Source organism: Paenibacillus diazotrophicus (genome assembly GCF_042610465.1).
The window spans coordinates 567,845-586,720 of record NZ_JBGJZN010000003.1; the positions used below are offsets into that span (position 1 = coordinate 567,845).

Below are 18,876 nucleotides of genomic sequence, written 5' to 3' on the forward strand. Positions count from 1 at the left end.
GAGGGTTGGAATTCTGGTGCCTAGCAACGGAGTGAAAGTTTGGAACTGTAGGAGCGAATGCGTCCGCCTTTATAATCGGATTTCCCCCACAGCCTGCGGGCTTGAAATTACAGAAATCCGATTATAACAGCGGCCGAAAGTCCAAACATTTCACGCAGTTGCGTTCAGACACCGGAGGCTCCATACGCCTGGTGAAGTTCATCCTATACCCCCCACACGAAAGGAAGTTGCAACCCCATGCCCAAAGAAAAAATTGTGCTCGCCTATTCCGGCGGGCTGGATACCTCAGTTATTCTGAAATGGCTGAAGGAAACATATGACGCGGAGATCATTGCTTTTACAGCCGATATCGGCCAGAAAGAAGAGCTGGAGGGTCTGGAGGAAAAAGCCCTCGCTACCGGCGCTTCCAAGGTCTACATTGATGATCTGCGCGACGAGTTCGCAAGTGATTTCATCTACCCGATGTTCCAATCGGGCGCTTTGTATGAAGGTCAATACCTGCTTGGCACCAGCATCGCCCGTCCGCTGATTGCCAAGCGTATGGTCGACATCGCCATCGCCGAAGGCGCGACGGCTATTGCCCATGGCGCAACGGGCAAAGGGAATGACCAGGTGCGCTTCGAGCTGAACGCGGCAGCCTTGTCGCCAAGCATCAAGGTGATTGCACCGTGGCGGCTTGAAGAATTCCGCAACCAGTTCCCGGGCCGTGCGGAAATGATCGCTTATGCGGAGGCCAATGGCATTCCGGTCCAGGCTTCGGCGGCTAAGCCGTATTCCATGGACCGCAACCTGCTGCACATCAGCTATGAGAGCGGCGTACTGGAAGATCCGTGGTTCGATCCAAGCGCACCGGAGAACAAAGAAATGTTCCTCCTCAGCAACGCGCCGGAGGATGCTCCGGATCAGGCCGAATACCTGGAGCTGGACTTCCTGAAGGGCGATTGTATCGCACTGAATGGCGAGGCTATGACACCGCTGCAGGTGATGGAGAAGCTGAATGAGCTGGGTGGCAAGCATGGCATTGGACGCGTAGATATGGTGGAGAACCGGTTTGTCGGCATGAAGAGCCGCGGCGTGTACGAGACTCCGGGCGGAACGATCCTGTTCACAGCCCACCGCAAAATGGAGTCCATCACTATGGACCGTGAAGTGATGAATCTGCGTGACAGCCTGATTACCAAATACAGCACCCTCGTGTACAACGGTTTCTGGTTCGCACCTGAACGTCTTGCGCTGCAAGCACTGGTCAAAGAAAGCCAGAAGAACGTTACAGGCACCGTGCGCGTTAAGCTGTACAAAGGCAATGTTATCGGAGCCGGCGTGAAGTCTCCGGTCAGCCTGTACAATCCGGACATCGCAACGATGGAAGCTGATCCGACACAGGCTTATGATCAAGGAGATGCTACAGGCTTTATTCGCCTGAATGCCCTGCGTCTTAAGGTTTCGGCGGGCGTGGCGGAATCGAACCAATAGTTAAACGTTAGGCATATAGATAAGGCATACTTAAGTAGACAGCCGAAGGCCGTTCCTCCCGTCAGGACAGGAGCGGCCCTTCTAACGTCAATAGAGGAGGATACAACAGGTGAGCAAGCTGTGGGGCGGACGGTTTACCAAAGGAACGAACAAGCTGGTGGAGGAATATACAGCCTCTATCGGATTCGATAAGCTACTTGCTGAAGAAGATGTGCAGGGCAGTCTGGCTCATGTCACGATGCTGGGCAAATGCGGTATCCTGCCGCTGGATGATGTGGAAACGATCAAACAGGGATTAAACAAAGTGCTGCAAAAAGTACGCGCCGGAGAGATTGCCTTTTCCGTAGCGGATGAAGATATCCATATGAATATCGAGAAGAATCTGATCGAGGAGATCGGCCCGGTCGGCGGCAAGCTGCACACCGGACGCAGCCGCAACGACCAGGTGGCTACGGATATGCATCTGTATCTGCGTAACCGTGTAGTGGAACTGGTGGCCTTGCTGCATGAGCTGCAGGAAGCGCTGATCGGGCAAGCCAAGGACAATGTGGAGACCATTGTTCCAGGTTACACACATCTGCAGCGTGCCCAGCCGATCCTGTTCGCCCATCATCTGATGGCATATGTGTCCATGTTTCGCCGTGATGCAGAGCGTCTGATGGACAGCTACAAACGGATCAATGTGCTTCCTCTGGGAGCAGGGGCGCTTGCGGGAACTACGTTCCCGATTGACCGTCATTTTGTGGCAGAACAACTCGGGTTTGACAGTGTCTATGAGAACAGCCTGGATGCCGTCAGTGATCGTGACTTCATCGTTGAGTTCCTGGCCAATGCTGCGCTCGTGATGACTCACCTTTCCCGGCTCAGTGAAGAGCTGGTGCTATGGAGCAGTACGGAATTTAGCTTCGTAGAGCTGGATGATGCCTTCTGCACAGGAAGCAGCATTATGCCGCAGAAGAAAAACCCGGATGTACCAGAGCTGGTACGCGGCAAAACCGGCCGTGTATACGGCAATCTCATCGGCTTGCTGACTGTACTCAAGTCCTTGCCGCTGGCTTACAATAAAGATATGCAGGAAGACAAAGAGGGTATGTTCGATACCGTGGCTACCCTGACCGGTGCCTTGCAGCTGTTTGCACCCATGATCTCCACCATGAAGGTGAACAAAGGCCGGATGCGTGAAGCCGTCAACACAGACTTCTCCAATGCAACCGATATCGCCGACTTTCTGGTGGGCAAAGGTCTGCCTTTCCGCCAGGCGCACGAGGTTATTGGCAAGACGGTGCTGTATTGCATTAACGAAGGCAAATTCCTGCTGGATCTGACACTGGAAGAGTTCACTCAATTCTCCCCGCTGTTCGATGAGCAGATCTACGCGGTGCTGCAGCCGGAGGCTGTTGTGAACGCTCGTAACGTCTATGGCGGTACGGCTACTGTACAAGTCAAAGCAGCGATTGAACGGGCAGAGGCAGGCTTGAACGATGCCAGTGAGTGGATAGCCCAGCATGTGAATACTATAGGGTAAGAAGAGGCCGGTTGGCTGAAAATAGATTGCCGGAATCCAAAAAAAGAACTGTCTTTCTACCACATCACTGGATATGGGGAGGACAGTTCTTTTGCTATATAAGCTCACCTAAAAAATATCGCAAGCTGACTGATGAATTTAGACTTGAATCCAAGTGGGATTATCCGTATGGGTGCCATAGGTTTTGAGTTATTTACCGAGAGGCAGCCAGGCCAGCACGTCACGGATTTTGGCATCCCAATAACCCCATTCGTGTTCGCCAGGGCCTTCCTCATAGGTTAGAGACAGTGAGGTTTTGGCGCAAGCCTTGCGGAAGCTCTGGTTGTCTGTATACAGGAAATCCTCCGTGCCGCAACATTGGTAGAGCATTGGTTTGGGCCCTTTGGAACGGTCTACCTCTTTCAACAGCCAGAGCAGATCATCCGGCGTGTTTTCAATACTCTTATCGCCAAAAATCCGCACGTACTCTTCGGTCTTCTTGGTGGAGTCCTCCCAGTTCATGAAATGATGCGCCATATCGAGCGCCCCTGACAGGCTTGCCGCCGCTGCAAAAGTTTCAGGCTTACGCAGTCCCAGCTTCATCGCGCCATACCCGCCCATCGACAATCCTGCCACAAAGGTGTCCTCACGTCTCGGTGACAGCGGGAAAAAGGATCGGGCAAGCGCCGGCAATTCTTCGCTGATAAAGGTCCAGTACCGCCCTCCCTCAGCCATATCCGTATAAAAGCTCCGGTGTACCTGCGGCATTACCACCGCGATCCCCATCTCAGCGACATAACGCTCAATGGAGGTGCGGCGCAGCCAAATCGAGTCGTCATCCGACAGCCCGTGCAGTAAATAGAGGGTAGGGTGAAGTTTGCCGTTCGTTACATTAGTCATGCCGATCTGTGTAGTGGTCTGCTGGGGCAAAATCACTGTCATCGAGGTACTCAGTCCCAGTACCTCCGAATAAAACCTGCATTCCATCAAAGCCATATAATTATCTCCTTTCCATTCTGCCCAAATGATAGCACAGCAGAAATTAGATATAAATTGTAGAAAGCTCTAGAATTATTACACAGTGCCCCGTCAGGACTATAACAGGCAGCTGTTTGGATCCCATAGTGAATTGGGTATTTTTAGCTTACAGGCTATCGCAAGTTATATAGTACTTTGAGTCGGTAACTTGTTCACAATCCAAACACTATACGAGGAGGAATTACTATGAACAAAAAAGTACTGCTTAGCACATTAGCTCTTTCCCTAGGTCTAGTATCGGCGCAGAGTGGGGTATTCGCGGCTTCGCCAACATTCGGAATCGAAGGCGTGAAGTCCGTAGCGGTATCCGCACCAGGCAAGGAAGGTCCGGCAACGATCAATAATCTGACGGTGAAGAGTATTATTCCACTCCTGGTCCACGCCAAAGCGATATATACATATACCAATCTTGGGGGTGCGACGTATCAGCCGGAAATATTTCAGTATAAGGGGACGGAGTACCGCTATCTCTCCAGTGATTTGGGGACCAAGCAGAAGCTAATGAATTACGTCAAAAAGGCGTACACTCACAATGCTGCAGCGTTTTATGTGCAGACGCAGTTTTTGGAGCAGAACGGTAGAATGGCGCAGATGAATGTGGATGTGGGCAATTCACTTGATTATAGTAAGGCGACAGCCCGCATGCTCTCTAAGAATGCTCAAACTGCCGTTTTTGAACTGAGTGTACCCTCCATTGGAGGAACTGGCTCTACGGAAGGCGTGGTGGTGAAGCTGAAGAAAGTGAACGGGTATTGGAGAATTGATATGTCTCCGGATAGCCTGTTCTAAGATGAACAGAGGCTAGCAGAAGGAAGACCATAACTGAAGCTTTATGCCAAAAAGACGGCGGACTGAGAATGTCCTAGCCGTCTTTTTTTGATGTGGATAGGGGGCAGACAGACAGGTGGCGGTCTTTTAATAAGATCTTGGCTCCATCGTATGCCAATCACCCGTGCACACCATCCTCTATGAGTGGCTGCTTGCTGATGTCTGGCTGGATCGACTTGCCCATGCCGCCCCGGTTGATGGCGATGATACGTTTCTGGGCGTAGTAGGTATCCCGGGAGAGAAGTTTTTTCTCTACGGCTTTACCATCCACGAGACGGGTAATATGGGTTTCGACGATATAGCCGGTTTTCCCGTTCCGGAGAATCCGGGTACCACCGCGCGGAAGTGAAGGGTCACTCACATATTTGTCGGCAGGTGAAAGAACCTCTACGGTCCGGGACTGGACAAGAAAGGTTACGTTCTTCGGGAACGTACCGAACAGCTTCACAGTTAAGGTGCGTCCCTGGACAGCGGCATGGATAATTAGGTATTTGCCGGTGTTGTTGCGGAAGCGGAAATTGATGTTGCCTTCGGAGAAGGTGGCATCCTGTCCTTTCGGAAGGTAACCCACCGGCAGGGAATGATTGCGCCGCTCCACAATTTCGAGACCTGAACGAAGTGCTGCGTTATACAGTGTGCTGGATACCTGGCAGATGCCCCCGCCCGTACCGGGCTCAAGCCTCCCGTTAATAATAACGGGTGCTTCACGGAACCCGGTATCTGCCTGGGCTTTCTGAATGGCTTTCCCGTAGTCAAAGACAGCTCCAGGCGGCAAAACGGTGCCGTTAACGGCCTGAGCGGCAGCCTCAACATTGAAGGTGCGTCCCGGGCCGCTTGCGCCGAGGGAGGTGCTGAACTGCGATATTTTCCGCTCAATACCCTGCTCCTTCAGTGCCTTCAGGGTGACCTCCGGCAGCCGTGTACTGAGCGGAACTTCAAGCTGTATCGTTCGTCCTTTAAGGCTGTCGGCACTACGGAGGGACACCGGTGCAGCCGCCTGCAGCATAAGCTCCAGCGTATGCCAATCCACTGCATAGGTAGTTTTTTCGGGCGTATAGACCACTTGGTCATCTGCGGTGATGCGTCGTTCAGCATTCACGGGAACCCCAAAGGTTTCTTTTTCCCAGGCCGGACTTAGACTTGTCTGAAGTTCAGTTAGTTCCAGATGAACCCCAAGCTCCCAGCTTCGCGGAAAGCTCCAGCGGGAGCGTACCCGTTCCAGAAGTCCTCCCTCGGTGAGCGTGTCCAGTCCATGGAGAAATGCCTCTGCCTCATACGTCATTCCAGCCTGCTGAAGCGTAGCCGGTAGTTCGGTATTAGGCTCTGCCTTCAGCACCAGGGGGAGTGTCTCGAGTGCTTGCAGTTTGGCTGTAAGTCCGGTGCGTACCTCTGTAATATCCATACCTCCCACGTCCCAGCCGGCTAGAACAGTCTTTGGGGGCACTTTGACTGAGCTTCCATATAAATAAAGTCCTCCGGCAATGAGCGAGCCGGCCAGGAGCAGGCCAATCACCGCAATGAGGGTGGCATGGATCTTTTTCATGAATATTCTCCTTTTGCTGGGCGGATTTGCGCTAACGAAGACGCAGGCCAGGGGCAACAGACTTAAGGAACAGCTTCTACAGCCGATATAAATTAATAGATAGAGCGGCATTGGTTAGATTTGTAGATGGTTATGGACGCCTTTTATGTATATGTGCGATATCCGAAAAACTTTCGGGTACTCAAGCAGTTACGAATTTGTTACAATAGAGACGCCTGCGGTATTCATGCAGTTTATGGAAGCTTCTGTAGTTTGCAGCGGAATATGTCAGAATCGGGAAGTGATGAAGTGATCGAAATGCAGGATGTGTGGAAGACCTATCCGAACGGAACCCATGCGCTTCAAGGCGTATCCGTCAAGATCGACCGCAATGAGTTCGTATACGTCGTCGGGCCGTCTGGTGCCGGCAAGTCAACGTTTATGAAATTAATTTATAGAGAAGAAATGCCGACCAAAGGACAGATCTCGGTAGGCGGGTTTAATATAGGCAAGCTGAAGCCACGCAAAATCCCCTATGTCCGCCGGAATATCGGGGTGGTCTTCCAGGACTTCCGTCTGCTGCCAAGACTGACGGCCTATGAGAATGTGGCATTTGCGATGGAGGTTATTGAGGCTCCGAAGAAGGTTATCAGAAAACGTGTCCCTGAAGTGCTCGAATTAGTCGGCCTGCGCAGCAAAGCGAACCGTGAGCCCTCGCAGCTGTCAGGCGGGGAACAACAGCGGATTGCCATTGCCCGGGCGATTGTCAATAACCCATCTGTCATTATTGCGGACGAGCCTACAGGTAACCTGGACCCTGAGACTTCATGGGGAATCATGCAGCTGCTGGATGAGATTAATTTTCGCGGAACAACCATAGTTATGGCGACACACAACAGAGATATTGTCAACAAAATGCGCAAGCGTGTACTGGCCATCGAGAACGGTAATATCGTCAGAGACCAAGTGAGAGGGGAATATGGTTATGAGTTTTAAAACCTTCTTGCGGCATGTGCGGGAAGGCTTCAAAAACGTATTCCGCAACGGCTGGATGTCGGTGGCTTCCATCACCTCCATTGTCGTCTCCCTATTCGTGCTTGGTGTCTTCATATTGCTGGTGCTTAATGTCAACGCGGTCGCCAACAAGGCGGACAGCCAGGTGCAGATCAATGTGCATCTCACCCTGAATACCGATCAAAAGATGCGTGAAACGCTGGAAAATGAAATCGGCAGCATGCCGGAGGTCAGCAAGGTGGAGTTCGTCTCCAAGGAGCAGGGGCTGAAGGAATTCCGTGAGGATATGGGGCCGGATGCCGCCGAGTTATTGGAAGGCTTTGATGAAGACAACAATCCGCTGCCGGATAAGCTGCTCGTGGAGGTTATCCAGCCGACGACAGTTCCGTTTGTAGCGGAGAAGATAGAAGCGCTTAACAAAACCCATGAAGAAAAGCCGATTTATAAGGTGAATTATGGTAAGGGCTCAGTCGAAACGCTTTTTAAAGTGACAAAAGCGGTACGCAATATCGGGTTTATTTTTGTAGCAGGCCTGGCAATTATGTCGATGTTCCTAATCTCCAACACCATTCGGGTAACCATTCTTGCCCGCCGCAAGGAGATTGGAATTATGAAGCTGGTGGGAGCGACGAATTATTTTATCCGCTGGCCGTTCTTTATTGAAGGAGCACTCATTGGATTGATAGGTTCGCTAATTACGTCCGGAGCGCTTTATGTAGGCTATAGCAGTCTCGTGGCTTCCGTGCAGGGAGATCCCATGCTGGGGCTGCAGCTGATCCGGTTCGAAGATATATGGGTTCTGCTCTGCGGGCTGCTTGTCGGCCTGGGAGTGCTGATCGGTGTATGGGGAAGTACCGTATCGATCCGAAAGTTCCTGAAAGTATAATGTCTGGTTCAATCTCAAGGCGAAAGCTGAATATCATACAAGACAAAGGACGGGGAGTGCGAGTTGAAGAAGATTGCCGCCGGATTGACCGCAGTGTTGCTGGCTGTCACACTATTCCAACCCTCTGACGGATATGCCAAAAAGACCACGGTTGCAGAAATTGACAAACAGCTGAAGCAACTGCAGCAAGAGGTGCAAGATGCCAAGGCCGCGCAGGATAAGGCGGCTTCACGCAACCAGGAAGCCAAACATTATCTGAATAAGACGAATCTTAATCTCCAGTATGTTCTGGATCAAATTGATCAGGTTAAAGGCCAAATGAAGGATATTTCCGGTAAAATCACCAGTACAGAGGAGTCGCTTACCGTGACGGCAAACGAACTGGATGAGGCGGAAGCACGCGTGGCATCCCGTGAAAAGCTGCTGGAATCGCGGGTTCGTCTGATGTATACCGACGGTGCGGTCTCTTATTTGGATGTGCTGCTCTCTTCGACAAGTTTCTCGGATTTCGTAGACCGGGCCGATTCCCTCAAAATGATTGTGGATCAGGATCAGGACCTCCTGGTGCAGCACAAGCTGGACAAGCAGATGGTTGTTGCCAAGAAACAGGAGCTCGAAGGGCAATATGCACAAGCTAAGCAGCTGTACACGGATCTGGAGTCCCAGCGCACTGTGCTGAAGGAGAAGGAAGCGGAGAAGCAGGAGCTTATCGCCTACTATGACAAGGAAATTCAGGAGTCGGACGGTCTCACAGAAGAGCAGGATGCCAAGCTGGTGCAGCTGGCCAGTGAGCGTTCGCTGCTTGAGAATAAGAAGGACCAGATCAAAGCTGAAGAAGCTGCACGCAAAGCAGCGGCTGCCAAAGCTGAAGCTGCGCGCAGAGCTGCAGCAGCGGCTGCAGCCGCTGCTGCCCGGGCTTCCAGCAGCAGTTCAAGCTCAAGCTCCGACAGCAGCGGGAGTTCCTCTGAATATGCCGGTGGTGGAGGGCCATTCCTGCTTCCTGTAGGATCGGCACGGATTTCTTCACCTTATGGAGTCCGCACACATCCCGTGACGGGTGAAGTAGGCAAGATGCATACAGGTACGGACTTTGCTGTTCCGCAAGGGACGGACATTCATGCTGCCGATTCTGGTACGGTTATTGTAGCTGAATGGTGGAGTGGCTATGGATATACTGTAGTGATCGACCATGGCGGCGGGGTATGGACGCTTTACGGTCATATTCGCGAGGGTGGCATCAAGGTTAGTGTTGGTGACCGGGTATCACGCGGTCAGACCATTGCTGAATCAGGCGCAACCGGCCGTGTCACTGGCCCGCATCTGCACTTTGAAGTGCGGATTGACGGCAAACCGGTTGATCCGATGCCTTATCTATAGGGCTGCTAGAAGAATGAGATAAGATGAACTTGCAAACCCATAGGGGACAACAGCGGCCGGATGTCCATACATTTTCCAGAGTTAGGACTATCCCCAAATATGAAAATTTAAAGTTCAGCTTCATAATAAATATTAATTAACTTTGCGGCATATACTGGAAGAGATACCGTTCTTTGCAGAACGGCTGTGTCTTGGGCTTCATAAGATGGACAAGAAGGGACGGTGTGAACATCATGTTGAAGAAAAGCACTGCGGCGTTTATGATTGTCGCCGCCCTGCTGTGCGGTAGCCTGCTAACCTTGGGCGTCACCGGCTATGCGGATATATTCGGACATGCTGCGGGTGAAAGTGCGGCAGCAGCGGTCGTGCGGTCTGGTGGCCTGCAGGAGAACGAGTCGCAGAAGCTTGGGACCGCGCTAAGCCTTATAGAAGGGAACTACTACCAGGAGATAGACCGGACGAAGCTGATCGACGGTGCCGTCAATGGAATGATGGAGGCACTAGGCGACCCGTATTCGAACTATATGGGCAAGGAAACTGCTGAGAAGTTCGAGGAGAGCATTGAAGGCTCATTCTCGGGCATCGGAGCGGAGGTCTCCTCGGATAACGGCAAAGTCGTCATCGTCTCTCCGATTAAGGGATCTCCCGCCGACAAAGCCGGACTCCAGGCCAAAGACGTGATTCTGTCAGTCAACGGGGAGACCCTAGAGGGCATGGATTTGAATGCTGCGGTAGCCAAAATCCGCGGGCCTAAGGGAAGTAAGGCTACCCTAAAGATTCAGCGCACCGGCTCTGCAGCGCCACTTGAATTCGTGTTAACCCGCGATGATGTCAAGCTGGAGACGGTATACGCCAAGCTTGGTAAGGATGGCGTAGGCGTCATTGAGGTGACACAGTTCTCCCTGAATACCGCTGATCGGTTCAAGGAAGAGCTTGGGAAGCTGGAGAAGCAGGGCATGAAGGGACTCGTTATTGATGTCCGCAATGATCCGGGCGGTGTACTGCCGGTAGTCATTGAGATGGCAGAGCAATTCGTTCCAAAGGGCAAGGCCATTGTTCAGGTGGAACAGAAAGACAAGCCCGCTGAAGTTAGCAAGTCTACGGGCTCAAGCAAAGATTATCCGGTTGTCGTACTGATGAACAAAGGCAGCGCAAGCGCCTCAGAGATTCTGGCCGGAGCCCTGCAGCAATCGGCAGGAGCCAAGCTGATCGGAGAAAATTCCTTCGGCAAAGGCACGGTCCAGACCAGCTTCGACAAGCAGCTGGGTGACGGCAGTCTGCTGAAGATTACCATTGCCAAATGGCTGACGCCAAACGGCACATGGATTCACGGCAAGGGCATCAAACCGGATATTGCGGTAGCCCAGCCGGATTACTTCTCGGTAGCGCCAATTAACAAAAATGTCACCCTGCAATACAACATGAACAGCACGGATGTCAAAAGCGCGCAGACAATGCTGGATGGTCTCGGCTACAAGCCGGGACGCAAAGACGGGTATTTCGATGCCGCGACGAAGGATGCGGTGAAGAAATTCCAGAGCGCGTCCAAGCTGAAGGTGACCGGCAGCATTGATGCCAAAACCGCCGAAGCACTGGAACTTGCGTTAATCAAGGTGATTCAGAACCCGGTGAATGACAACCAGCTGAACAAGGGAATTGCTGAGGTTCAGAAGGAAATTCAGGCGTCGCCGTCGAAAAAGTAGGAAGGCTGATATCAGCCTTCTTTTTTTAAATGTTTTAGTATACTGTGTGCTATGAGCTGCAGATCATGACCACCCGGACGTAAAGGAGTGTGACGAACGGTTTGAATGAAATGCCGGAATTGCTTACAAGCTGGGGGACAGCAGTAATACATATGCTGATTCAGCCCTATTACTATATTGCAATACTATTTATTGCTGTTTATTACCGCAGACAGATAGCGCTGGAGCGGAAGTTAATCCACGTGAAGCTGCACAGCTGGGGCCAGGAGACCTGGCGCACGGTATGGAGTGGCCTGGTTATGGGGCTCGTCGTTTCTCTTGCAGCGGTGGCTCTCGGGATTTCACTTACGGGTACAGCGGTGGCCTGTATTTGGGTCGTCAGTCTGGTGCTTATGCTCTTTCGTGTCAGATATTTGTGTTTTGCCTATTCCATAGGTGTGCTAGGAATCATTCAATTTGTCCTATCCTTTTTCCCGGGCATCCTGCAGAGCGGATCTGCGGGTACCATTGCTAGTGTGCTGCGTGAGATGGATATACCCGCACTGCTCGTGCTGGCCGCACTGTTGCATCTTGCCGAAGCACTGCTGGCGCGGTGGCAAGGCGCAAGGCTGGCTACGCCGCTCTTTCTCAAAGGCAAGCGCGGCAAGGTGGTTGGCGGCTACCAGCTGCAGGCTTTCTGGCCGCTGCCGCTATTCCTGCTAATGCCTTCTGGCGCAGGAATCGGGGATCTGCCCTGGCACCCGCTGCTGGGCGGCGGGCTGGGCCTGGTGTCCCTGCCGGTCATCATCGGCTTCAGCGAGATGACCCAGGGCATGCTGCCCGGGCGTAAGAGCGCCCGCACGGCAGGACGGCTGCTGCTGTACAGCATCGTCCTGCTGGCCCTAAGCGGGCTTGCCGCCTGGTGGAGCCCGCTGACCGTGCTCGCGGCGCTCGCAGCGGTACTGCTGCACGAAGCTCTGGGCTGGTACAGCGCTCTGGAGGAGCGCAGTTTAAGCCCTGTCTTCGTGCATCCGGCAGCCGGCCGCAAGGTGCTGGCCGTACTGCCGGACAGCCCTGCGCAGGAGCTGGGCATCCTGCCGGGCGAGATCCTGCTGAAGGTCAACGGGGTCCTGTTGACCGATGCCGCGCAGCTGCATGAAGCGCTGCGCATGAATCCCGCGTTCTGCAAGCTGGAGGTGCAGAACCGCGAAGGCGAGAGCAAATACCTCCAGCGAGCGATTTATGATGGCGACCATCATCAGCTCGGCATCATACTGGTGCCCGAGCCGGACGCTTCGGTCACCGCAGAGGCCAAGCCTTCCAGCATCTTCAGCATCCTTACGATGAAGACTGGGGGAGGCCGCCGGAGCCAGCCGCCTGCAAGGCTGGGACGTGCCAAGGGTGCTTCTGCGGAGCAGAAGCAGGAATCCGCCGGAGTGTAGCTCGTACAGTCTCACTATCCATTGAACCAAGCCAAAGGCCTGTGTCCCCTGATAATCAGGGAGCACAGGCCTTTTTTGATAGAAATGTATATGTCCCCTACCCTCAATCATTCTTAGCTTCCCCGCTGATTCTTCCAATAATAGATGGCGATTTGTGTCCGGTCGCGCAGTCCGAGCTTGCTTAGAATATCGGTGATGTAATTTTTGATCGTCCCCTCGCTTAAAAAAAGTTCCGCAGCGATCTCCTTGTTGGTATGGCCTTCTGCGATTGAGGACACCACAGCCAGCTCGGCCTTGGTCAGCCCGTACGATTCCAGTGCCCGGGACGGGGCTTCTTTCGGACGCGCCGCCGGCTGCAGAAAACCCGTCAGCTTGCGGGCGATGTCGGGATGAATGAGCAGATTGCCTTCATGGACGGTTTTGATCCCCTGGATGATCCGGTCCGGCGGTATATTCTTCAGTAAATACCCGCTCGCCCCGTTCCGCAGCGCTTCGATGATGTATTCATCGTCGTCGAAGGTCGTTAGCATTAGTACGGAGGTACCGGGGTGGGATGCTTTGATTAACTTCGTCCCCTCGACACCGTCGCAGCCCGGCATCCGGATATCCATCAGTACTACATCGGTGTGAGGCAGCTGCTCCAGTAAAGATAGAGCTTCATGGCCATTGCCGGCAGCACCAACTACCTCAATGTCCGGGTCGAGAGCAACGAGCACTTTGAGGCTTTCACGGATAAATGAATCGTCGTCTACTATGACTACTTTTATCATAAGAGATCTGTCTCCTTTAGGCTGGATGATCAATATAGCAAGAATTGTGGAAAGAAAAGTGTATGTAAAGTATTATTCGGGCTGCCTGTGTATTGGAATCGTGGTGATCAGAGTAAACTCTGGTTCGAGTTGAAGTGTAAGCGTCCCGCGTACCAGGCGGGTCCGCTCGGTCATTCCCTGCAGGCCCATCCCGCCCGTTCCACCACCGCCTCTGAGTTTGGTTAGAGGGTTTTCTTGCGGGCGTTCTCCGTTGTTGCCCACTGCCATCACCACTTCTTCCGCACTGAACGATATTTGGATCCATACTGCAGTGGCTCGACCATGGCGTAGAGCATTGGTAAGAGCCTCCTGGGCATTTTTGTAGAGTGTAACCTGAATACTGGGATATAGCGGATACGGCATACCCTGTACCTGGTAAGAGGTTTCGATACCCGTATGACGGCCAAGCTCCTCCAGCAGCCGGTCCAGCGCGTAAGCCCCCTCCAGCTGGGAGCCATAATGAATCCGCCGGACGGCAGCACGCATATCGTCCATACTTGCCGACAGCTGGTCCCGGATCTGAATCATCATATCCATCCCCGTCTCTGTAGAATGCGGCAAGGTGTGGATGGCTGCCTCGGACATCATTTTGACCCGGATCAGACGGTGGCCGATGTCGTCGTGCAGCTGACGCGCAATCCGTACCCGTTCTTCCGCTTGCGCGGTCACTTCGATCTGGGCGTTGAACTGCAGCAGCCGGCTACGGGCTTCTTCCAGCTGGAAATGCTGTTTGCGCAGCTCATCATAGAGGAATAAGGTCTCGTCGCGCCCCCTCCCGGATTTCAACAAGAGCCTGTTCAACATAGCGGTCAGCAGAAAGGTAAGGTTCGTGTAAGCCAACACCCGGGGATCGGAGCCGCTGAGAGCTATATTTAGGGTTGCCAGATGAAGAGCGAAGAAGACAAGGACTACTGGCCTGCGCTCCAGCCGGGAGTAATAGAGTAGCGTTGAAATGGCCGGGAAAATCATCAGTCCGCCGTAATGCCGGCATAGCCAGGCTGTATAGAGCAGTTCAACACCCCCGCTTAATGTACCAAGCAGACGCGGGAACCGTTTACCCAGCGTCGCGATTAACAGGAGCAGCAGGAAATGAAAGGTGAACAGCTCATAGTCGGCATAATCATAGAGATATATAGCAATCAGGGCAGGGACGATAATAAGCGCGTAGCGCAGGACATTCATTTCTTTGTTCAAAGGGAGGTCATCCTTTATGGGTTGGTCTATTTATTTTACCATAAGAATCCACTGGTTCAGGAGATGACTTAAGTCACCTCCAAAGAATGACCTTTCGTACCTTCGGCCGCATTCTTCTTACGCTACAATGAATACATAGAAGCATTCAGGAAAAGGAGAGATGAAGCATGGCTTTTGTGGTACTAACCGATGTGGTGAAACGGTATGATCAAAAATTAACGGTGGATTACGTGAACTTCAGCATACAGGAAGGTGAAATCTTCGGCCTCCTCGGCCCGAACGGCGCAGGGAAAAGCACCACGATCAGCATGATCTGCGGTTTGCTGAAGGCAGATAGCGGCGATATCATGATTGACGGGTTATCCGTGATGAACAGACCCCTGGAGGTCAAAAAGCGTATCGGACTCGTCCCCCAGGATCTCGCTTTATATGAAAATATGACAGCGGCGGAAAATGTGAGCTTTTTCGGCAAGCTCTACGGCCTTCGCGGCAAGCTGCTCAAGGAACGGGTGGAGGAGGCGCTGGATTTTACCGGTCTTAGTGACAGGGCGAAGGATAAGCCGTCAACCTTCTCCGGCGGTATGAAGAGAAGGCTGAATATCGCCTGTGCGATTATGCACCGCCCGAAACTGATCATTATGGATGAGCCGACGGTAGGCATCGATCCCCAGTCGCGCAATCATATCCTCGAATCTGTCAAAGCGCTGAACAAGCTTGGCTCAACGGTTATCTATACGAGTCATTATATGGAGGAGGTAGCCGCCATTTGTGACCGGGTAGCGATTATGGACCAAGGCCACATCATTGCCTGTGGAACGGAGCGCGAGCTGCGGGAACGGGTAGCCCATGAAGAAAAAATTGTCGTGAAGGCCTCACGGATCACTCCTGCCCTGATCCAGGAGCTTGGACAGCATCCGGGGATAAGCCGCGTTGAACATATCGAAGATACGGTAGAGTTGTATTTGCCTTCGTCGCAAAGTCATTTGCAGGATATTCTATTTATCTTTGCGAAGCATGAAGGGAATATAGCCTCCCTGAATATTGAAGAGCCGGATCTGGAGACCCTGTTTCTCAACCTGACCGGACGGACTCTGCGCGATTAGAGAAAGGAGGAAGGCTTACATGAACACATGGACCATTATGATCTATGAGCTGCGCAGACTATCCCGCTCCCGCTCAATGCTGTTGAATATGTTTTTGCTGCCGCTGGTGCTGATCTTTCTTCTGGGCGCTTCACTATCCGGGGTGGTTGGTGTCAAAGGTGCGGCTAATATAGACCCTGTGACCGTGGCGGTCGTCCACCCTTTTGGTGAAAAGTCAGGGCCATCGGCCATGATTGCCGCTTTTTTGGAATCTCCTGAAGTTCAGAAGGTTATTATCCCGCAAGAAGCAGAGAGCCGCCAGGCGGCAGAGAGCGGACTGCGCACCGGGAAATACGGATATGCTGTAATCATTCCGGAGGGCTTCGACAGTGAAGTACAGAGCGGCAAAAAGGCGCAGCTGGAATTCATTCTTGGTAAGAACCGTACGGACAATATGGTGGCGGGAACGGCTTTTGATAATTTCCTGAGCACGATGAATTATAAACAGGCGGTGGTGGCGGCACTGGGACCTGAGGCGCTGACGGTATCAGCTTCCTCACCGGGGGCGGAGCACCATGAAGCAGTCAAGCTGGGTGATCTGAATAATGGGGGCAGAACCTATACGGCTTCCCAATTCTATGCGGCATCCATGCTGCTGATGTTTCTGCTCTTCAGCGGAATCACCGTGACCAGTTCGCTGTTTAGTGAAAAGGATAACCATACGCTCTATCGCATCAACTCCATGCCGGTCAAAGGCTCACAGCTGTTTATCGGAAAAATTCTCGGAGTAGGCCTTGTATCCATTGTTCAATGCCTGGCGATTATCCTGCTCAGCGATTGGCTGTTCGGTGTGTACTGGGGCAATCGTCCGGGGCTGCTGATGTTGTTCTGTCTGCTGATGATTATCGCTTCCATGACGTTGTCCATTGTGGTCTGCATGTTCAGTAAAACTGCAGCAAGTGCAAGCAGTATCATCAATATCATCACAGTTGGTATGACTTTCCTGAGTGGGGGGATGGCCCCGCTACCCGATGCCTGGGTGAATACCATCGGTGCAGTTACGATTAATCATTGGGTGCTGCAGGCGGTAATCCGGATGATGCTGCATTCAGAGCTGTCACAGATTTTGCCGAATCTGCTTATTATCTCCGTGATCTGCCTCGTGATGTTCAGTGCAGCCATTCTCTCATACCGGAAGGTGGGTTACCATGAATAAAATAATGACAATCGCCTGGAACATGGTCAAACGGACCATCGGCTCCCGCAAGGGGTTCCTTATGTACATCCTGCTTCCGAGTATTGTGGTCGCTGCTATTATATCGGTTACCGGAGGCATGGAAGACAGTTCGGCTACGGTGTTGTATACCAATATGGATACAGGTGCAGCAGGGCAGCATCTGCTTGCCGAACTGGAGAAGACGGGGGACTACAAGCTTGTTCCGCGAAGTGATGAGGCGGCCCTCAAAGAAGGCGTTATCGGGCAGGAGGGCGGTGTGGGATTATGGATTCCGGCAGAGTATACCGCACAGCTTGCGCATGGGGAGCAGCCGCAGCTGAATATCTATGAGCTTCGGACGACAGAAACCTCCATCATGTTCAAAATGAAAGTGAATACTATCGCTGAGGAAATGCTGGAAACCGCACAGGCGGTACATGCGGTCAGCAGGGGAACGGGGGATGCTGAAGCCGGTTTTGGCACGATTCTGAAGCAGGCCGGGCAGCATAATGTGGGAAGTACGCGTACAGATTATGACCTGTATCCGCGGCAAACACTCGGAGTCATTACAGGTATGACGTTAATGTTCCTCATGGGCTTGGTGACAAGCACGGTATCCATGATTATGGATGACCGCAGGGGGCGGACGATGATGCGGATGTTCAGTGCTCCGGTCCGTTCTTATGAGATTGCGCTGGGGAATTTCCTGGGCAGCTTTCTGGTGGGGGTCATCCAGATTGCGGTTGTGCTGGTCCTCGGTAAATGGGTGCTGCGCTATGACTATGAAGTACCGGCATATCTCTATTTCCTGGTGCTTGCCGCATTTATGCTTGTATCCATGGGTATTGCCAGCACAGTAGCAGGATTGGTCCGCAATCCGCGCAACGCAGGCATGCTGAACGCGCTTATTCTTACACCGACCTGCATGCTGGGCGGCTGCTTCTGGCCCCTCTCGGTGATGCCGGATTATATGCAAAAAGCAGCTAATTTCATGCCGCAGAAATGGGCGATCCAGGCAGTGGATATCGCCGCAACCGGCGGCGGCTGGAGTGAGCTGTGGCTACCTTTTGCCGTCCTGGGCCTTATGGCTGCGGTTCTGCTGGCGATTGGATCGGCCATACTTCGTCCGAGTGAGACGGGAATCAGTGCTTAAGCCTGCACTATAAGTTCAACGTTCATAGATCAGTCTGCTATATCCGGCCATTCGCCGGAGAGCGGGCTGATCTTTTTGTCACTAGAAATGTATTGCATAAAAACATTGTAAGCGTTACCATATTATTGGTAGTGGCATCAGTATATTTTATTTAAATCAAGAGAAGCTTCCGGAGCAAGTCTTGTACGTTCACCAAATGTGTAGGAGGATGAGAATATGGGCAGTAACAAATTGGCCTGGACCTGGCGGGTGAAGGAGGAGAGCCTGGAGGAGTATGTGCAAATGCACCTGAACCCCTGGCCGGAAGTTCTGGAGGAGCATTCCAAAGCCGGAATTAGGAATTATTCGATTTTTCAGAATGGCAATCAGTTTTTCTATTGCTATGAGTGCGATGACCCGGAAGCGGCTTTTGCCTACATAGCCCAGAGTGATGCCTGCAACAGATGGAACGCCATTACGTCGAAGATGGTCGAAGGCTCCTTTGACTTCAATGAGGAGTCACCGGTGGTTCCGCTGCGTGAAGTCTTTTATCTGGAGTAAGGCTATCTTGTCTATATATTAACAATAGGTTCTAAATGAGCTCTCCTTCGTAGGAAGGAGGGCTTTTTTGTCTGTCTCTGGGAGGGGAAGAACCCCGTCTTAAGACTGAGGCCGAA

The 18,876-nt window shown here is 52.4% G+C and carries 16 protein-coding genes; 12 read left to right on the forward strand and 4 right to left on the reverse strand.

The genetic code is table 11. The features are described from left to right. Positions 1–237: 237 nt before the first annotated feature. Positions 238–1,473 carry an argininosuccinate synthase gene (locus ACAN54_RS16635; protein WP_379157328.1) on the forward strand — a complete coding sequence of 412 codons (1,236 nt, stop codon included), beginning with the start codon at positions 238–240 and terminating at the stop codon, positions 1,471–1,473. Positions 1,474–1,582: 109 nt separating this feature from the next. After that, on the forward strand, positions 1,583–2,998 hold the full coding sequence (argH, locus tag ACAN54_RS16640) for an argininosuccinate lyase (protein WP_379157331.1): 1,416 nt from the start codon (positions 1,583–1,585) through the stop codon (positions 2,996–2,998). 189 nt (positions 2,999–3,187) lie between these two features. Here argH and ACAN54_RS16645 read toward each other — a convergent pair whose 3' ends face one another. Continuing rightward, a complete protein-coding gene (locus ACAN54_RS16645; protein WP_379157334.1) occupies positions 3,188–3,973 on the reverse strand; it encodes an alpha/beta hydrolase in 786 nt (261 codons plus the stop codon). Between the two features lie 228 nt (positions 3,974–4,201). Here ACAN54_RS16645 and ACAN54_RS16650 point away from each other — a divergent pair, with 228 nt between their 5' ends. After that, a complete protein-coding gene (locus ACAN54_RS16650; protein WP_379157337.1) occupies positions 4,202–4,804 on the forward strand; it encodes a DL-endopeptidase inhibitor IseA family protein in 603 nt (200 codons plus the stop codon). Positions 4,805–4,961: 157 nt separating this feature from the next. Here ACAN54_RS16650 and ACAN54_RS16655 read toward each other — a convergent pair whose 3' ends face one another. Then, positions 4,962–6,386: a VanW family protein gene (locus tag ACAN54_RS16655; protein WP_379157340.1), complete on the reverse strand. Its 1,425-nt coding sequence runs from the start codon at positions 6,384–6,386 to the stop codon at positions 4,962–4,964. Positions 6,387–6,674: 288 nt separating this feature from the next. Here ACAN54_RS16655 and ftsE point away from each other — a divergent pair, with 288 nt between their 5' ends. The 5 genes from ftsE to ACAN54_RS16680 all read left to right on the forward strand — a co-directional run bounded on the left by ftsE (position 6,675) and on the right by ACAN54_RS16680 (position 12,766). Continuing rightward, positions 6,675–7,361: a cell division ATP-binding protein FtsE gene (gene ftsE / locus ACAN54_RS16660; RefSeq protein WP_379157541.1), complete on the forward strand. Its 687-nt coding sequence runs from the start codon at positions 6,675–6,677 to the stop codon at positions 7,359–7,361. After that, entirely contained in the window at positions 7,351–8,265 is a 915-nt protein-coding gene (gene ftsX / locus ACAN54_RS16665) for a permease-like cell division protein FtsX (protein WP_379157343.1), read from the forward strand. Before ftsE ends, ftsX begins: the two co-directional genes overlap by 11 nt. Positions 8,266–8,328: 63 nt before the next feature. Next, positions 8,329–9,642 (forward strand): murein hydrolase activator EnvC family protein, encoded by a 1,314-nt coding sequence (locus ACAN54_RS16670; protein WP_379157346.1) that lies wholly within the window; start codon positions 8,329–8,331, stop codon positions 9,640–9,642. A gap of 233 nt (positions 9,643–9,875) precedes the next feature. Further along, entirely contained in the window at positions 9,876–11,345 is a 1,470-nt protein-coding gene (locus ACAN54_RS16675) for a S41 family peptidase (RefSeq protein WP_379157545.1), read from the forward strand. A gap of 101 nt (positions 11,346–11,446) precedes the next feature. Further along, complete coding sequence (locus tag ACAN54_RS16680; protein ID WP_379157548.1) at positions 11,447–12,766, forward strand: PDZ domain-containing protein; 1,320 nt, start codon at positions 11,447–11,449, stop codon at positions 12,764–12,766. A 113-nt stretch (positions 12,767–12,879) separates the two neighbouring features. Here the strand turns inward: ACAN54_RS16680 and ACAN54_RS16685 are convergent, their stop codons facing one another. Together ACAN54_RS16685 and ACAN54_RS16690 are read right to left on the reverse strand one after the other, a co-directional pair. Continuing rightward, the gene (locus tag ACAN54_RS16685; RefSeq protein ID WP_379157349.1) at positions 12,880–13,536 is read right to left on the reverse strand and encodes a response regulator transcription factor; all 657 of its coding nucleotides are present in this window, start codon (positions 13,534–13,536) and stop codon (positions 12,880–12,882) included. A gap of 72 nt (positions 13,537–13,608) precedes the next feature. After that, the gene (locus ACAN54_RS16690) at positions 13,609–14,769 is read right to left on the reverse strand and encodes a sensor histidine kinase (RefSeq protein WP_379157353.1); all 1,161 of its coding nucleotides are present in this window, start codon (positions 14,767–14,769) and stop codon (positions 13,609–13,611) included. 167 nt (positions 14,770–14,936) lie between these two features. On the opposite strand from ACAN54_RS16690, the gene ACAN54_RS16695 reads away from it, so the two are divergent. The 4 genes from ACAN54_RS16695 (at position 14,937) to ACAN54_RS16710 (ending at position 18,760) form a co-directional block, all read left to right on the forward strand. Further along, on the forward strand, positions 14,937–15,872 hold the full coding sequence (locus ACAN54_RS16695; protein WP_379157356.1) for an ABC transporter ATP-binding protein: 936 nt from the start codon (positions 14,937–14,939) through the stop codon (positions 15,870–15,872). Positions 15,873–15,891: 19 nt separating this feature from the next. Then, positions 15,892–17,067: an ABC transporter permease gene (locus ACAN54_RS16700; RefSeq protein WP_379157359.1), complete on the forward strand. Its 1,176-nt coding sequence runs from the start codon at positions 15,892–15,894 to the stop codon at positions 17,065–17,067. Further along, positions 17,060–18,220, forward strand: coding sequence for an ABC transporter permease (locus tag ACAN54_RS16705; RefSeq protein WP_379157362.1), 1,161 nt, complete (start codon positions 17,060–17,062; stop codon positions 18,218–18,220). The genes ACAN54_RS16700 and ACAN54_RS16705 overlap by 8 nt, the downstream gene beginning before the upstream one ends. 216 nt (positions 18,221–18,436) lie before the next feature. Next, a complete protein-coding gene (locus tag ACAN54_RS16710; RefSeq protein WP_379157365.1) occupies positions 18,437–18,760 on the forward strand; it encodes an L-rhamnose mutarotase in 324 nt (107 codons plus the stop codon). The last annotated feature ends 116 nt before the right edge of the window (positions 18,761–18,876 follow it).

Bases quoted from the DNA above. Each gene is read 5' to 3' on its own strand.
- ACAN54_RS16650 (WP_379157337.1), top strand. From the start codon at position 4,202: ATGAACAAAAAAGTACTGCTTAGCACATTAGCTCTTTCCCTAGGTCTA.
- ACAN54_RS16695 (WP_379157356.1), top strand. From the start codon at position 14,937: ATGGCTTTTGTGGTACTAACCGATGTGGTGAAACGGTATGATCAAAAA.
- ACAN54_RS16710 (WP_379157365.1), top strand. From the start codon at position 18,437: ATGGGCAGTAACAAATTGGCCTGGACCTGGCGGGTGAAGGAGGAGAGC.
- ACAN54_RS16700 (WP_379157359.1), top strand. From the start codon at position 15,892: ATGAACACATGGACCATTATGATCTATGAGCTGCGCAGACTATCCCGC.
- ACAN54_RS16675 (WP_379157545.1), top strand. From the start codon at position 9,876: ATGTTGAAGAAAAGCACTGCGGCGTTTATGATTGTCGCCGCCCTGCTG.
- ftsX (WP_379157343.1), top strand. From the start codon at position 7,351: ATGAGTTTTAAAACCTTCTTGCGGCATGTGCGGGAAGGCTTCAAAAAC.
- ACAN54_RS16635 (WP_379157328.1), top strand. From the start codon at position 238: ATGCCCAAAGAAAAAATTGTGCTCGCCTATTCCGGCGGGCTGGATACC.
- ACAN54_RS16645 (WP_379157334.1), bottom strand. From the start codon at position 3,973: ATGGCTTTGATGGAATGCAGGTTTTATTCGGAGGTACTGGGACTGAGT.
- ACAN54_RS16685 (WP_379157349.1), bottom strand. From the start codon at position 13,536: ATGATAAAAGTAGTCATAGTAGACGACGATTCATTTATCCGTGAAAGC.
- ACAN54_RS16655 (WP_379157340.1), bottom strand. From the start codon at position 6,386: ATGAAAAAGATCCATGCCACCCTCATTGCGGTGATTGGCCTGCTCCTG.
- ACAN54_RS16705 (WP_379157362.1), top strand. From the start codon at position 17,060: ATGAATAAAATAATGACAATCGCCTGGAACATGGTCAAACGGACCATC.